The following is a 16,005-nucleotide window of genomic DNA, read 5'->3' as shown; positions in this document are numbered from 1 at the left end:
AAAATTTCAAATTTAAATTTGCCGCCTTTATGAAAGCGGCTAATACAAAATAGACATAAAGACAAGCCGCATTTTGCGTTAAAACTACGCACTTTTTGATATAAGCAGGGGTTTTAGTAAATTTATACCGCGAGGCAAAGTATTATTTAGGCTTGCTCGTCTATGGCTTTTAAAATTTTCTCTAAATTTTGACTTCTCACCACTTTGCCGGTAATAAAAAGATCGACAAACCACCAGATGCTTATGACTAAGCCCAAAATGCTAATTATAAAGCTATTTGCACCGATGATCACTACGGCGTTTTGCACATCTTGGTTTGTTGTGGCAGTTCCAATGGCATCAATCGCAGCTCCTGCTATGATGATAATAAAGATAATGTGAGCTAGAAAAAGGGCAAGTTTTAGCACTCCAAGCCAAATTTGCCCTGTCATAAAGCGGTTTACGCCAAAAGCGCCAAAGATCAAGCTACCCACCCAAAAGACAATGGCTGGCGACTTTAAATTTAAGCTAGGCAGCTTTTGCGCTAGCTCATTAAGCTTTTTCTCATCAAGCGAGGCTAGCTTATCTTCTAGCATTTTTAGCAGGGCAAAGTTCTTTGGTAGCTTATCTTGCAACATCAAAACTATAGAATTTGCATTCATTTTCTCTCCTTTTTAAAAGGTGGATTATATAAAATTTGATCTAAATTTAGCCTAGTTTGCCAGATCCTCAGCCACTTTTGCAGCAAGCTTTAGCTTATCACTATCAAAGTGCGTGTAAATTCGCGAGGTGTTTAGGCTTGCATGCCCAAGAGCTTCTTGCACTAGCACTAGGTCTTTTTGCTTTTTATAAAGCATCGTTGCAAAGGTGTGGCGCAGCATGTGAGCGCCATTTTTCTCTTTTCTGATACCTGCTTTAAATAAAATTTGCTCAACTATGCGGCTAACATAAGCTTGCGTGAGCCTCGTGCCTTTTTTATTTATAAAAAGATAGCCCTCTTTGTTGATGTAGTTTATGGCGATTGCGTTTAGATGAGCTTCGATTAGGTGTCGCTTTATCATTACTATGCGGTATTTGTTGCCTTTGCCGCGGATCCTAATGATAAAAAGATCGCCATCTTCAGTGATATCTTTTCTCTTTAAATTTAGTGCCTCGCTCACACGAATTCCGGTAAAGATAATGACCTTGATGATTAGCTTGTTGCGGTTTGAGTTTTGCTTAAAGTCGCTCTCCTCGATCGCCTCAAGAAATTTCTTGACCTCCTCTTCGCCCATAAACTCAGGCAGCTTTTGCCCTTTGTTGCCACTAACGCCGCCCCAGTTTTTTAAATTTATATCAAAAACATGAGCCTTGCCGTCCTCTTCGTTTTGTTTGTCTAAAAAGGCAAAGAAATTTATCACTGAAATTCTGTAGTTTTTCTTGCTCGCGTCACTTAGTCCGCCAGTCGTGCTTGCTAAAATTTCACTTAGCAACTCTTCATCTATCTGTTTTAGGCTGCTAAGCTCATAAAATTTCATCGTCTCATATATCTTTTTAAGCGGATTAAAGTAGGTATTTATGCCAGTTAGTCCTGCATTTCTTGCGCTTTTTACCAGCCCATCAAGCTGCTCTATGTTTTTTATCTCGCGGCTTAAGGCAAAATTTACACTTGCAAGTGCTTTTGGGTCTCTTAGCTCCTTGTTTGAAAGCGAGCTAAGCTTAAATTTGACATAGCGAGTTAGCCAAAATATAAATGAGTTTTCAAAACTATCTTTGCAGTCAAGCGGAAATTTCATACTTAAAGCGTTCTCTCTTTTATCACTCTGGCTGTTTCTATGGCGATCTCAAGCTCTTCGTTGGTTGGGATGATGAGCGTTTTTATCTTAGCGCCTTCTTCATCTATGCACCTCTCGCCTCGCTCGTTTGAGAAATTTAGCTCGTGGTTGATGTGGATGCCAAGATGCTTTAGATCATCACAAATTTTTTGCCTTGTATTTGGCGCATTTTCGCCGATACCGCCAGTAAATATGAGCGCATCAACACGCCCTAAAATGGCGTAGTATGAGCCGATGTACTTTTTCACTCGGTAGCAAAACATATCAAATGCAAGCTTTGCGCGTTCGTCGTTTTGCATCTTAGCTACGACCTCTCTCATGTCACTTGAGCCACAAATTCCAAAAAGTCCGCTCTTTTTATTTAAAAAGTTATCGATCTCGTTCCACTTTAAAACGCCGATATTTAGCAGGTAGATGACTACGGCTGGGTCCATATCGCCACTTCTTGTGCCCATTATGAGCCCTTCAAGTGGGCTAAGACCCATCGAGGTGTCGATGCTTTTGCCATTTTGCACAGCACAAGCTGAGGCGCCGTTGCCTAAGTGAAGCGAGATAGCGTTAAATTTATCAAACTCTATGCCAAGCATTTTGGCTGCTTGCTTGCAGACATATCTGTGCGATGTGCCGTGAAAGCCGTATTTTCTAATGTGATGAGTCTTGCAAACGTCGTAAGGGAGGGCATAGCGGTAGGCGTACTCTGGCATGCTTTGATGAAAAACCGTGTCAAAAACGACCACGTGAGGGACATTTTTACTCTCTTTCATTGCATTTTTTATGCCAGCAAGGTGGCCTGGGTTGTGAAGTGGGGCAAGCGGGCTTATCTCCTCGATCTTTTTAATGACGCTCTCATCAACGATCATCGAGCTAAAAAAGCTCTCGCCACCATGCACTATCCTGTGTCCTATGCCGTCAAGCTCGCTTAGATCGTGCAGTGTATGTGAGGTGGTAAAGAGCTCGTTCATCGCCTCAAGTCCGTCGTGGTGATCTTTTATGAAGCGTTTTACCTCATAAACTTCGCCATTTGCCTTCAGCACCGCTCTTGAGCTAGAGCTGCCGATTTGCTCGACTAGACCGCTTGCTAGGCTCGTTTTTGTCTGCATATCAAAAAGTTGAAATTTTATCGAGCTGCTACCTGAGTTTAAAACTAAAATTCTCATATCACTCTCCTGCTTGTATCGCGCTTATTAAGATGGTATTTACCACGTCTTCGACGAGGCAGCCGCGGCTTAGGTCATTTACTGGTTTTTTTAGCCCTTGAAGTATCGGGCCTACTGCTAGGGCGTTTGCGCTTCGCTGAACTGCTTTGTAGCAGATGTTTCCGCAGTTTAAATTTGGAAATATAAAGACATTTGCCTGCCCAGCGACATCGGAATTTGGCATCTTTTTGCTAGCCACGCTTAGATCAACTGCCGCGTCAAACTGAATTGGCGCTGCGATCTTTAAATTCGCATTAAGCTCGCTTGCTTTTTTGGCAGCCTCTTTTACAAACTCCACATCAGCCCCGCTGCCACTATCAGCAGTTGAGTAGCTTAGCATGGCGATCTTTGGGCTAAGTCCAAAGGCACTTGCTGTTTGAGCGCTACTTAGCGTGATGCTAGCTAGCTCGTCCGCGCTTGGGTTTGGCGTGACGGCGCAGTCTGCAAAGAGTAAAATTTCTTCTTTAAGCGCCATGAAAAATGCCCCGCTTACCACGCTTACATTTGGCTTTGTTTTTATGATCTGAAGGGCTGGGCGGATCGTATCAGCCGTGCTCATCGTAGCGCCACTTACCAAAGCATCAGCTATGCCTTCATGAATTAGCATCGTGGCAAAGTAAATTTTATCTTTTGCAAGCGCGTTTGCCTTGGCTTCATCCACGCCTTTGTGCTTTCTTAGCTCATAAATTTTCTTTGCAAATTCATCTGTTAGCTCATTTTGCGCTGGGTTTAGCACTTTGGCTTTGCTTAAATCTAGCCCCAAAGTGGCTGCTTTTTTTGAAATTTCGCTCTCAAGTCCTAGCAAGATGATATTTGCCGCACCTTTTTCTAGCACGATGTGAGCTGCTTTTAAAATTCTCTCATCATCACTTTCAGGCAAAACGACTGTTTTGTTTGCTGCTTTGGCTCTTTTTAGAAGCAGGCTTTGAAATTTAAATGGCGTGATGATCTCGGCTTTGTAGCTTAAAATTTCATCAAATTTATCAGTTATTAGAAGCTTTGAGTTTAAATTTAGCGCCCTTAGCTCGCTTGCGTTTTCGTCAAAGACTGGAGCGTTTAAATTTCTAGCTAGCTTTAAATTTAGCTCGCTCTTGCCAAAGAGGCTAAAGCTCTCACAGCCAACGACTATGACGAAGTCGCTTCTCTCCTTTAGCTCTTCAAATTTATCTATAAATTTTAAAAAAAATTCCTTTTCATTTAAATTTATTAGATTTTTTTTGTCGTTTGCGTCTGGAGTTATCTTAAAGATCTCAACTTTTTTGAATTTTGTAGCTATAATTTCCTGCAAATATGCTAGATTTTTGTCTGAAAAAATGTAACAACTTTTCATTTGTGACCTTTTTGGGAACTTAAATTGCTTAATCTTAGCACAAAGATACTTATTTTAAGGCATTTTATGAACTATAAAAAGATTTGGCTCGTCACATTTGCGGGCATTTTTTACACAGGTTGCACCCCAAGTGCAGATCCTCATATCAATATGAAACCTCCAGTTTATGTCGAGCAACTCCCTTCAAAAGATAGTGGCAGCGGTCAAAGCAACGCTGGCAGCCTCTTTGGCAAGGGCGAAAATCCTCTTTTTTCAGATAGAAAAGCGATGAATGTAAATGACATCGTAACCATCGTCATCTCAGAAAATGCAAGTCAAATTTCAAGCGGCAGCAAAAGCACCAATAAAGATAGCACCATTTCGCTTGGCGGTGGCGTTTTCACAGCTGGAGCCGCACCACTTTCAACCGTGGCTGATAATCTAAACAAATACGGCGACATCGGCTTTAAAGCAGGTGGCGGCAATAAATTTACAGGTAGTGGCACTAGCAACAGAAGCGAGAAATTTACCGCAACCATCTCAGCTAGGATCATCAAGATCTTAAACAACGGCAACTACTTCATCGAGGGCAGCCGTGAGCTACTTATAAATGGCGAAAAACAGATCATGCAAGTAAGTGGCGTCATCAGACCTTACGACATCTCGCAAAACAACGAAATCGACTCAAAATACATAGCTGACGCCAAAATTTTGTATAAAACCGAGGGCGAGCTAGACAAATCAACCAAAAAACCTTGGGGCACAAGGCTTATGGAGGCTATCTGGCCATTTTAATGCAAATTTAAAAGCCTAAATTTAACCCATTTAGGCTTTTAAAAATTTATACTTCAAAGCCCTTTCTTCTTAAATATACTAAATTATATTTTTTAAAAATTATTAAAAATTTGAATTGATATTTACTTTCAGAAAAATAGGATTTTTGCTTTATCTTTTGTAAAAATGGGATAAATTCTTACTAAATATTATTTTTTAGCATATTTTAAGATTATTGATAACAAGGCGTTTAAAATTTTATTTTAAAATTTATTTAAATATAATTATTAATAGAATAAAATAATATTTGTCTTCTTTAAAAAAGATAAGATACAAAATAAACAAATTTCTAACGAAGGAGCTTATATGAATAATGACTTGCGTCAAAAGATAAATAGACGCTTAAGCGAACTTAGTGCATTGCCTAAGATGAAAAATGACACTAGTATTGCGCAGCTTTTAAAAGATAAGGGCTTTACTAGGCGTGATTTTATGAAGTGGGCTGGTGCGATGACAGCTTTTATGGCATTGCCAAGTGCGATGACGCCGATGGTTGCTCGCGCTGCTGAGCTAAGCGATAGGCTCCCAGTGATATGGCTTCATATGGCAGAATGCACTGGCTGTAGCGAGGGTTTGCTAAGAACTGACGCTCCAAGCATAGATAGCCTTATATTTGACTACATAAGCCTTGAATACCACGAAACTATCATGGCGGCTGCTGGCTGGCAGGCTGAGGAAAATTTAGAGCATGCGATAGAAAAATATAAAGGCAGATACATCCTGCTAGTTGAGGGTGGCGTCCCAACTGGAGCAACTGAGCACTTTTTAACAGTCGGACCTCACGGCACAAGCGGTAAAACTCACGCCGTAAATGCCTCTGCTAACGCGGCTGCTATCTTTGCCATTGGCACCTGTTCTAGCTTTGGCGGTATCCAAGCAGCTAAGCCAAATCCAACAAATGCAGTCGGACTTTCAAAGGTGACTGATAAACCAGTCATAAACGTGCCAGGCTGTCCTCCAAGCGAGAAAAACATCGTTGGCAACGTGCTTCACTACTTGCTATTTGGCACTTTGCCTGCACTTGATGTTTATAACAGACCTAAATGGGCTTATGGCTTAAGAATTCACGATCTTTGTGAGAGACGTGGTCACTTTGATGCGGGCGAGTTTGTCCAAAGCTTTGGCGATGAGGGTGCAAAAAATGGCTACTGCTTATACAAAGTAGGCTGTAAAGGCCCATATACATTTAACAACTGCTCACGCGAGAGATTTAATCAACACACATCATGGCCAGTTCAAGCAGGTCACGGCTGTATAGGCTGCTCAGAGCCAGACTTCTGGGATACGATGGGGCCGTTTGAAGAGCCGATGGCTGATAGGCTATTTGACACTGTTTTGGGGCTTGGCGCTGATAATGTAAGTGATAAAATAGGCATTGGAATTTTAGCACTTGCTGGTGTTGGCATAGCGGCTCACGCTGCACTAGCTTGTATGAGTAAAGATAAAGAATAAGGCGAAAAAATGAGTGAAAAAAGAATAGTAATAGACCCTATAACACGTATCGAAGGGCACTTAAGAATAGAAGTCGTAGTCGATGAAAACAACGTTGTCAAAGAGGCTTACTCTGGCTCAACTCTTTGGAGGGGCTTAGAGCAGATAGTAAAAAACAGAGACCCAAGAGATGCTGGCTTTTTCATGCAAAGAATTTGCGGTGTTTGCACATACTCGCACTACCGAGCAGGCATAGTCGCAGTTGAAGACGCCCTTGGCATCAAGCCTCCGCTAAATGCTGAGCTAACTAGAACGCTTATGAATGCAGCTTTATATCTTCACGATCACATCGTGCACTTTTATCAGCTTCACGGCATGGACTGGGCAGATGTCGTCTCTGCACTAAGCGCAGACGTACATAAGGCTAGCGAGGAGGCGTTTAAATACACAAGCACGCCATTTGCCACGGGAGCTGATAAACTAAAAGAGGTAAAAGAGAGGGTTGAAGCCTTTGTTAAAAAGGGCAACCTTGGACCATTTGCCAACGCATACTGGGGACATAGCACATATAAATTTACTCCTGAGCAAAACTTAATCGTCCTCTCTCACTACTTGGAGTGCTTGAGAATTCAAAGAACAGCAGCCCAGATGATGGCTATCTTTGGCGCGAAAAACCCACACCCACAAAGCCTAACAGTTGGTGGCGTGACCTGCGTGATGGATCTTATGGATCCAGCTAGAATGGGCGAATATATGAGCAAATTTGCTGAGATCAAAGAATTTGTTGATAGAGCTTACTACCCAGACATCTTGATGGCAGCTAAGGCTTATGTAAACGAGCCAAGCGTTCTAAACGACGTTGGTGTATCAAATTTATTCTGCTACGATGAGTTTTTGATCGGCAAAAATGACCATCTATTTAAAGGTGGTATCATCTTAAATGGCGATCTTAGCAAGGTTTATGATATAGACGAAGACAAGATCACAGAAGAGGCGACAAGGGCTTGGTATAAAAATGACAAAGCACTTCACCCATATGATGGTGAAACCGAGGCAAACTACACTGGTCTTGTTGATGGCGAGAGCATCGACGGTGAGGGCAAGCTAGCTCACAGCAAGCTTTTTGACACAAAGGGCAAATATAGCTGGATCAAAGCGCCAAGATATGACGGCATGCCTATGCAAGTAGGACCGATCGCAAGCATCGTCATAAACTACGCTAAAGGCAACGAGAGAGTTAAAAAAGTAGTCGATGAGTTTTTAGCAAAGAGTGGCTTGCCACTAAGTGCAGTTTTCTCAACTCTAGGTAGAACCGCTGCTCGTATGCTTGAAGCAAAAGTGGTCGCAGAGCACACGATGGACGCATTTAATGCCTTAATCGAAAATTTAAAGACAGATCAAGAGACCTGCACAAAATATGTCATAGATAATAGCAAAGAGTATAAAGGCCACTTCAAAGGCAACGCTCCAAGAGGCGCGCTAAGCCACTGGTGCCGCATAAAAGATGGCGTCATCTCAAACTGGCAAGCAGTCGTGCCAAGCACTTGGAACGCCTCTCCAAAAGATGCCAAAGGTCAAATGGGTAGCTACGAGGCGTGCTTAGTTGGTATGAGGATCGCTGATCTTTCAAAACCACTTGAGATAATACGAAAAATTCACTCTTACGACCCTTGCATCGCGTGTGCCGTGCATGTTATGGACACGAAGGGAAATGATTTGAGTACTTATAAGATAAATCCAAATTTGTAAGGAGAAAAGATGTCACATAAAAATCCTGACAGGATCAGCGAATACGAATTCTCCATCGGCGTTAGGCTGACACACTGGATTAGATTTATAGCTATCACGCTTTTGATTGTGAGCGGCTACTACATCTCTTATGTCTTTATGAGTCCAGAGATCACGAGCGAGCCTACAAATTTCATGCAAGCAAAGTGGCGTTTGGCGCACCAGGTTGCTGGCTTTGTGCTAATAGCGGTATTTATCTTTAAATTCTATCTATTTGTCTTTGATAAACACAGCAAAAAAGAGTGGATGAGCGTGCTTGACTTTTTAAGTCCAAAAGTTTGGATAGCGCAGATAAAGTACTACATCTTTATGGGGCCGCACCCGCACTTAAGGGGCGTTTATAACCCATTGCAGTTTGCCTCATACTTCTTCTTTTACATCATCTTGGCACTCATCTGCCTAACTGGTCTAGTGCTTTACGCTCACGTTTATCACAATGGACTTGGCGGAGCGATATATGAGCCAGCGAGATACTTTGAAGAGCTTATGGGCGGACTAGCAAATGTTAGAACGATACATAGAATTTGCATGTGGATCATCATGATATTTGTGCCAATTCACGTTTATATGGCGATATTTAACGCCGTTAAAGGCAAAAATGGAGCGATGGACGCCATCGTTAGTGGCTATAAATTTGTAAAAGAACACTGATGAGAGTGCTAGTTCTTGGCATTGGCAACGTTATGTTTGCTGATGAGGGCATAGGTGTTCATTTTGTAAATTTGATGGCTAAAAACTATAAATTTACAAGCTCTAAAAACGAGCTTACTCTAATGGACGGGGGCACTTTAGCCCTCGCTCTAACTCACATAATAAGCGAATTTGACTATCTTATCGTCGTTGATTGCATTAGCGCAAATGGTGCAAGTGTGGGCGATGTTTATTTTTTCGACTTTCTAAACGTACCAAATTTTATCAGCTGGGACGGCTCAGCTCACGAGATCGAGATGCTTCAAACCCTTCATCTAATGGAGCTTGCAGGCGACAGGCCGACAACCAAAATCTTAGGTATCGTGCCTAGCCGCATAGAGTCATCAAATTTTAGCCTCTCAGATGAAGTGATAAAAGCTTCTAATATCCTAGAAAAAACGCTACTTGAACACTTAAAGGAGCTTGATTTTAAGTGTGAAAAGGTGGCAAATTTCACTCTAAACGACACCATCGATGACTACGCCAAAAAAGGTTTAAAATGATACTTGCTTTTAAATTTGACTGCTTTAAAGACCCAGCCTTTTTGGCGCCATTTTTACGTGCATTGGCTGGAGATATTAAACACTCTATAAGCTGCAAAGATGATCAAATTTGCCTAAAGGTAAGTGAGTCAAACGAAGAGCTTAGCGCCCTAGCGGACAGAGCTAGCGTCATCTTGCCTTATAGCCTTTATATAAAACATAGCGAGGTTGATACAGCAAATGAGCTTGACGTGGCAGGTGAGATTAAAAAGATAAAATTTGGCACGCTTAGCCCATCTCAAGCTGCGGCATTTTTGGCTAATGGCAAGGCTATTTTAAATGAAAGTGGCGTGCTCTCTTTGAGTAAATTTGATGGCGAGATAACGCTTGATAATTTTAATGAAAAGCTAAAAACCTGCCTAAATTTATTAAAAAATGGTAAGAGCGTTTGCGTAGAGCAAGATGAAAATTTATATGAAATTTCTCTTGGGGTAAAATTTGATGCAAATTTCTTGATGCCTGTAAATTTAAAGCAGCTACCAAAAATTTTTATAGCTGGTGATAGGGCGCAGATCGCGCTTGCTAGCTTTGAAAAGCCACTTTTGGCACTAAAAACGACAGCTATTTATAGGCAAAACCACGAGGGCGCACCGCTATTTTTTGACGCGATGGCGCCAAATGACCTTTTCCTTTACGCCCTTTGCGAGCAGCTAAATAAAGAGGGCTTTAGCTTTTTAAGCGCTAAGGTAAAGGAGCAAAAAAGCGCCCTTTCAAGGCTTGCTTTGCTCGAAAATAGCGCACTTTTAAGCCCATTTTTTTATACAAAAGATGAGAAATTTGAGTTTAGCTATTTTGGCGAGGTGGCTTTGGGGCTAAAATTTAGCAAATTTAGCGACGATGAAATTTGCCTGCTTTCAAAATCAAGTAAAACACAGCTTCTATTTTTACCAAAATTTAGCAGCTTTGAAGAAATTTATGAGCTTATAAGAGCTGATGAGAGCGGCGAAAGACTACTTGAAAACTTTAGTAAAGAGCGCGTCTTGCCAAGCGGTAAATTTAGCTCAAATGCTAGCTTTTTCTCGCTATTTTGCATAGCTGGACGCTTGCTTGGCTTAAGCAGTGACTTTAAAAAAGCAGGGGAGAATTTGCTTCTTATGGCAAGCGATTTTAGCGGTCAAAAGGGCGTTAGGATAGATTACAAAATGAAAGATGACTTTGGTTTAGACGGGGTTAAGTTTGTAAAAAGTATTATTTCATTTATCCTTGCTGGCGCTGGAGAGAAGAATATCAGCTTTGGTTGCACCGAGTCTTTGGCGCATTTTTTGAGCGATTTTAGCTATGAAAAACGAGATAAATTTAACATTAAAAATGTTACTTTAAGCGGGGATTTATTTTATAATAAGGTAGTTAGCAACTTGATAAAAAAGCACCTAAACCCAAATATAAAAACAAATTTTGACCCCGGATTTGGCGTTGAGATCAAGCTTTAGATATGAGATCAAAGGCTTAGTTCAAGGCGTTGGTTTTAGACCTTTTGTCTATACTTTAGCGGATAAATTTAAGCTTGTTGGCGAAATTTACAACGACGACGAGGGCGTGAAGCTAAATTTTAGTGGCGAAGAGGCTAGCTTTTTGGCTTTTGAAAAAGAGCTTTATGAGAAGCTACCAGCCCTTGCTAGGATCGATGAACTGCATAAATTTAAGATAGATAAAATTTATGAAAAGCTTGAGATCGTAGCCTCAAAGTCGGCTACCAAACAAGCGCCTATCTTGCCTGATTACGCGCTTTGCGATGACTGCTTGCGCGAGTTTTATGACCCTACAAATCCACGTTACAAATACCCATTTATAAACTGCACCAACTGCGGACCGAGATTTTCCATCATCAAAGCATTGCCCTATGACAGGGTAAATACGACGATGAGCGAGTTTAAGATGTGCGAATTTTGTGAGAGCGAGTATAAAGACCCGCTTAACCGCCGCTACCACGCAGAGCCGATCTCTTGCCCAAACTGCGGGCCAAAGCTCTATCTAAAAGATAAATTTGGCAAGGTGCTTGCCAGTAAAAACGAAGCAGCCAAAGAGGCGGCTAGGCTCATAAACGAGGGTAAAATTTTAGCCATTAAGGGGCTTGGTGGCTTTCATCTAGTTTGCGACGCGACAAATGAAGACGCAGTTTGCGAGCTAAGAGCTAGAAAGCACCGCCCAAGCAAGCCCTTTGCTCTGATGAGTAAAAATCTACAAAACGCTAGAGAGATAGCGCAAATTTCAGAAGCAGAGGTGAAGCTTCTTAGCTCAAATTTAAAGCCAATCGTCCTACTGAAGGCAAAAAATGGCTCAAATATCGCAAAAAGCGTCGCACCAAATTTAAATAAGCTTGGCGTCATGCTCGCATTTAGCGGCATACATCTTTTGCTATTTGACTATCTTGAACACGACATCATCGCAACTAGCGCAAATATCTCAGGCGAGGTTGTGATAAAAGATGAGAGTGAGCTAAGGGAAAAACTAGGTGAGGTTATAGACTTTTACCTTGATCACGACCGAGAAATTTACTCGCCAAGTGACGATAGTATCGCATTTTGCATTGGAGATGAAGTTGTTTTTACAAGGACGAGCCGAGGGCTAAATCCAAATTTCATCCATACAAATTTCAAGCAAAAAGGGACATTTTTAGCACTTGGAGCGGAGCTAAAAAGCTCATTTTGCATCTATAAAGACGGACTTTTGATAGTTAGTCCATATATCGGCGATCTAAAAAACGTGGCGACTTTTGATAGGTTTAAGGACATTTTCACCCTTTTTGAAACGACTTATGATCTAAAAATAGACAAGGTCATAGCCGATTTGCATCCAAATTTTTTAAATACAAAATGGGCGAAGAATCAGGGCTTTGAGCTAGTTCATCTGCAGCACCACTACGCACATTTGCTAAGCGTGATCTTTGAAAATGATTTGCCAGACAAAGAGTATCTTGGCTTTTGCTTTGACGGCACAGGATACGGAGAGGACGGCAAAATTTGGGGTGGCGAGGTTTTTAGGCTGGATAAAAAGGGCTTTAAAAGGGTTTATCACTTTGATGAATTTAGCTTATTTGGCGGCGAAAATAGCATAAAAAATATCTACCTCATCGCTTATTCTATTATTTTGAAGTATCAGCTTGAGGACGAGGGGCATAAATTTCTAGTAAATTTTGATGAAAAGGTGCTTAGAAATTTCAAGATTATGGAGCAAAAGGGGCTAAATTTAGTAAAAACTAGCTCGGTTGGTAGGATATTTGACGCATTTGGTGCGATAATATGTGGCATTTTTCACTCGAGTTTTGAGGGCGAGAGTGGCATGAGGCTTGAGGCACTTTATGATAAAAATTTAGATGTGTGTTATAAATTTAGCCTAAATGACGGAGTTATCGGCTTTAAAGATGCCTTTAAAAGCGCTTTAAAAGATGAGCCAAGAGTGGCTGCAACGGCATTTATAAATGGCATGGCTGATATTATTTTTGAAATTTCTAAAAATGAGAAAAAAGAGATTTTACTAAGTGGTGGAGTTTTTCAAAATAAGACTTTGCTTGAGCTTATTTACAAAAAATTTACTAAAGCAAATTTGAAATTTTATATCAATAAGAAATTCTGCAGTAACGATTCTAACGTAAATTTAGGGCAAATTTATTATTATTTATCCACATTTTCTAATAAGTGATGTATAATGATTATAAACGGTAATCAAACGAGAAAGGAGCAAAAAATGGATAGTGTTATACGTTTTAGTGTTTCTTTGCCTAGTCAATTACTAGACGAACTGGATAGAAAAGTTAGCGAACAAGGCTACGCTTCTAGGAGTGAATTTACAAGGGATTTGATCCGTGATAAAATCGTAAGCGACAGCTGGAAGGACGCTAACGAGGAGTTGATTGGGGTTTTGACGCTCATTTATGTGCATCATCACAACGATTTGGTGAATAAAAAAATGGATATCGAGCATGACTCTGATGTGAAGATCATCTGCACAAATCACGTCCATGTCGATCACCACAACTGCTTAGAAACAATCTCTATAAGGGGCGAAGCGGAGAAGATAGAGCGCTTTGCTGATAGGATTGCTGGCTTAAAGGGTGTTAAGTTTTCTAAACTTACAAAGGCCGCTGTGCCTAAATTTTAAGCTAAAAGCTTTTTTGGCTCTTAATTTAGGATTTTTGTAAATAGCTAGCAGTGCTCTTGGCTGCGGAGCTTGTCTTATTTTGTCTTTTTGTTAGTTTTTAGCAGTTTTTGTGATCCATTTTTGCAAATTGTTATTGGGTTTTGCTATTTCTTGCTTGCCTGATATCTTTTTTGTGGCGAAAGTTTGATGACCGTTTGTTTTTTACTTGGGCTTTGGCTAAAGCTAAATTTGCAAAAGCCCGCCCAAGTTTTTTGTCTTTTTAAATTTCTCCCCTTTTTTGCTTTATTTTTTGTTTTGGCATTTTTGGCGCTTGTATGCTATCATTAGCCACAAAAAAATGTCATTTAAAGAGAATACAAGATGAATTTTTACAATAGAAATTTTCTAGCCAAAGAGCTAGATCGCTGGCAAAAAGAGGATGTGGTCGATAAGGCCACCGCTTTAAAAATAGCAAATTTATATGATATAGATATAAACGCTCATAGCGAGAAGACCAGCTTTATCTTAAAGTTGGTTGCTTATCTCTTTTTTGCGCTGGCATTTTTTACCCTTGTTGGAGCTTACTGGGAGGAGATACCAAGGATGGGACGCCTTGTCATCATCTTTGGCGTGCTTGCTCTTTTAAATTTTGGCGGAGTTTATTATCTTAAAAAAGGCAAAGATAAGCTTGGCACAGCTACGCTCTTTTTGGGAAATTTCTGCTACGGAGCAGCCATAGCGCTTATCGCTCAAATTTATAATATTAGCGACGAGCCAAGTGGCGGAGTTTTGCTCTGGAGCGTTGGAGCTATGGCGCTCTCTTTTGCTAGCAAAAAGGCCTTGCTAGTGGCTCAAAGCCTTGTTTTTGCGACGATCTGGTTTGTTTTAAAGGGCATGGGTGGCGAGTTTGCTTATGAATTTATCGTCTTTATAGCCCTTGGCGCCTACACGCTTTACAAAAGTGACTCTATTTTTCTTGCGATTGTGCTTTTAGCGGATATATTTTTCTATATCATTTCGCTTTGCGCTAAGATCAGTGGGTTTGATGAATTTTATGGCTATGATGATCTTATGTTTAGAGCGCCGATGGCTGCTACTTTATCGCTCTCATACGCGCTTTTACTTGTCGCGCTCTTTAGCACGTTAGCTGGCTTTAGAGATAGGCTAGCGCACCTTGTAAAAGGCTTTGGCAAGTATCTTGGCATCGTTATCTTGATCGTTTGCCTGATAGCTTATGCAAATGGCGATATCTACGAGCTAGAAGAAGATAAATTTTGGTTTGCAAAAGCATTTTTTTATAGCAGTTTTGGCAAGGTTTTTGCCGTATTTAGCATCGCTAGTATTGCGCTATTTTTCAAAGAGAAAAACAAAAGCGGCTTGTTTCTTAGCTTGATACTCTTTGCGTTGCCATTTGTCTTTAGTCTGGGCGTTGGATATGCAAATATCTTCTTCTCGCTAGCAAACATCATCGTCGCTGCCGTGCTTATCAAAAATGGCGAGCTAACGCTTGGACTATGCATGATATTCTTAGTTGCGGTGGTTAGATACTTTGAGCTAATAGGCGATTATTTGTGGGCTACGGCGCTATTTATCGTCTTTGCCTTCGTCGTGCTCGCAGTTGCTGCTAAAAAAGGACGTACAAAATGAAGATAAGATCACTAATACTAGCCATAATCTTTCAAATTTTACTAATAATTGCGATGCTCGCATACGCGCTCATGCCACTTTATCTTGGAAAAGAGATAAAAGTGAGGGTAAATCTCTACGATCCAAGGGATCTCTTTCGCGGAAACTACGTGAGCTTGAGCTATGATTTTTCAAATCTGCAGCAGTATAAATTTGATGAAAAAACTGGCGTTGAGACAGATATATATGATAGAAATATCTCAAAAAATGATGAAATTTACGCCATTTTAAAGCAAGATGCTAATGCTACTTACGCTTTTGATAAATTTAGCTTTACTAAGCCAAAAGACGCTCTTTTCTTAGCAGGCAAATTTGATGGATATTTATTTGTAAAATATGGCATCGAAGAGTTTTACATGCCAACTAAAAAGGCAAAGCAGACTGAGCGAGAGATGATGGATCAAGATGTGGATGCTGTTGCTGTTTTGATGGTGATGGATGATGGTAGGGCAAGGCTAAAAGATATCATCATCACACCAAATGGCAAAAAAAGAAGCAATGATGAAAATTTTGATGAAAATGGCTACACAGATGATAACGAGAGCTTTGAAGAGCCAGTTCGCTTGCAAGATCAAAGGTAAATTTAAAGGGATGATTAAAAAACGGGTTAATTTATCTCATTTGCATAAAATGCCCTTAAATTTTAATTTTATTTTTAA

General features: G+C 40.6%; 14 protein-coding genes. 10 read left to right on the top strand and 4 right to left on the bottom strand.

The window, feature by feature from the left end; all coding sequences use genetic code 11:
• Positions 1 to 146: 146 nt before the first annotated feature.
• From CCS77_RS10485 to pta, 4 genes are read right to left on the bottom strand one after another with little or no spacing between them, the layout of a single operon-like run.
• Positions 147 to 641, bottom strand: a complete 495-nt coding sequence (locus CCS77_RS10485; RefSeq protein ID WP_201741700.1) for an NINE protein — start codon at positions 639 to 641, stop codon at positions 147 to 149.
• Positions 642 to 692: 51 nt separating this feature from the next.
• The gene (locus CCS77_RS05240) at positions 693 to 1,754 is read right to left on the bottom strand and encodes a tyrosine-type recombinase/integrase (protein WP_021085106.1); all 1,062 of its coding nucleotides are present in this window, start codon (positions 1,752 to 1,754) and stop codon (positions 693 to 695) included.
• A 2-nt stretch (positions 1,755 to 1,756) separates the two neighbouring features.
• Complete coding sequence (locus CCS77_RS05235; RefSeq protein ID WP_107916779.1) at positions 1,757 to 2,950, bottom strand: acetate kinase; 1,194 nt, start codon at positions 2,948 to 2,950, stop codon at positions 1,757 to 1,759.
• Position 2,951: 1 nt separating this feature from the next.
• Complete coding sequence (pta, locus tag CCS77_RS05230) at positions 2,952 to 4,319, bottom strand: phosphate acetyltransferase (protein WP_107916778.1); 1,368 nt, start codon at positions 4,317 to 4,319, stop codon at positions 2,952 to 2,954.
• A gap of 66 nt (positions 4,320 to 4,385) precedes the next feature.
• Between pta and flgH the strand changes: the two genes are divergently transcribed.
• The 10 genes from flgH (at position 4,386) to CCS77_RS05180 (ending at position 15,927) form a co-directional block, all read left to right on the top strand.
• Positions 4,386 to 5,093, top strand: a complete 708-nt coding sequence (flgH, locus tag CCS77_RS05225; RefSeq protein WP_002940928.1) for a flagellar basal body L-ring protein FlgH — start codon at positions 4,386 to 4,388, stop codon at positions 5,091 to 5,093.
• Positions 5,094 to 5,438: 345 nt separating this feature from the next.
• Positions 5,439 to 6,584, top strand: coding sequence for a hydrogenase small subunit (locus CCS77_RS05220; protein ID WP_107916777.1), 1,146 nt, complete (start codon positions 5,439 to 5,441; stop codon positions 6,582 to 6,584).
• A 9-nt stretch (positions 6,585 to 6,593) separates the two neighbouring features.
• Positions 6,594 to 8,312: a nickel-dependent hydrogenase large subunit gene (locus tag CCS77_RS05215; RefSeq protein ID WP_107916776.1), complete on the top strand. Its 1,719-nt coding sequence runs from the start codon at positions 6,594 to 6,596 to the stop codon at positions 8,310 to 8,312.
• A 9-nt stretch (positions 8,313 to 8,321) separates the two neighbouring features.
• On the top strand, positions 8,322 to 9,002 hold the full coding sequence (gene cybH, locus CCS77_RS05210; RefSeq protein WP_107916775.1) for a Ni/Fe-hydrogenase, b-type cytochrome subunit: 681 nt from the start codon (positions 8,322 to 8,324) through the stop codon (positions 9,000 to 9,002).
• Positions 9,002 to 9,544, top strand: a complete 543-nt coding sequence (locus tag CCS77_RS05205) for a HyaD/HybD family hydrogenase maturation endopeptidase (protein WP_107916774.1) — start codon at positions 9,002 to 9,004, stop codon at positions 9,542 to 9,544. Before cybH ends, CCS77_RS05205 begins: the two co-directional genes overlap by 1 nt.
• Positions 9,541 to 11,013: a hypothetical protein gene (locus CCS77_RS05200; protein WP_107916773.1), complete on the top strand. Its 1,473-nt coding sequence runs from the start codon at positions 9,541 to 9,543 to the stop codon at positions 11,011 to 11,013. The genes CCS77_RS05205 and CCS77_RS05200 overlap by 4 nt, the downstream gene beginning before the upstream one ends.
• Positions 10,997 to 13,222, top strand: a complete 2,226-nt coding sequence (gene hypF / locus CCS77_RS05195; RefSeq protein WP_107916772.1) for a carbamoyltransferase HypF — start codon at positions 10,997 to 10,999, stop codon at positions 13,220 to 13,222. Before CCS77_RS05200 ends, hypF begins: the two co-directional genes overlap by 17 nt.
• Positions 13,223 to 13,267: 45 nt before the next feature.
• A complete protein-coding gene (nikR, locus tag CCS77_RS05190; protein ID WP_103638568.1) occupies positions 13,268 to 13,681 on the top strand; it encodes a nickel-responsive transcriptional regulator NikR in 414 nt (137 codons plus the stop codon).
• Between the two features lie 360 nt (positions 13,682 to 14,041).
• Positions 14,042 to 15,307 carry a DUF2157 domain-containing protein gene (locus CCS77_RS05185; protein WP_107916771.1) on the top strand — a complete coding sequence of 422 codons (1,266 nt, stop codon included), beginning with the start codon at positions 14,042 to 14,044 and terminating at the stop codon, positions 15,305 to 15,307.
• Positions 15,304 to 15,927 carry a GDYXXLXY domain-containing protein gene (locus CCS77_RS05180; RefSeq protein WP_107916770.1) on the top strand — a complete coding sequence of 208 codons (624 nt, stop codon included), beginning with the start codon at positions 15,304 to 15,306 and terminating at the stop codon, positions 15,925 to 15,927. The genes CCS77_RS05185 and CCS77_RS05180 overlap by 4 nt, the downstream gene beginning before the upstream one ends.
• The last annotated feature ends 78 nt before the right edge of the window (positions 15,928 to 16,005 follow it).

Source organism: Campylobacter concisus, assembly GCF_003048375.1.
GTDB lineage: Bacteria > Campylobacterota > Campylobacteria > Campylobacterales > Campylobacteraceae > Campylobacter_A > Campylobacter_A concisus_T.
Note: the sequence above shows the minus strand (reverse complement) of the source record. Positions and strands in the feature narration are given on the sequence as shown.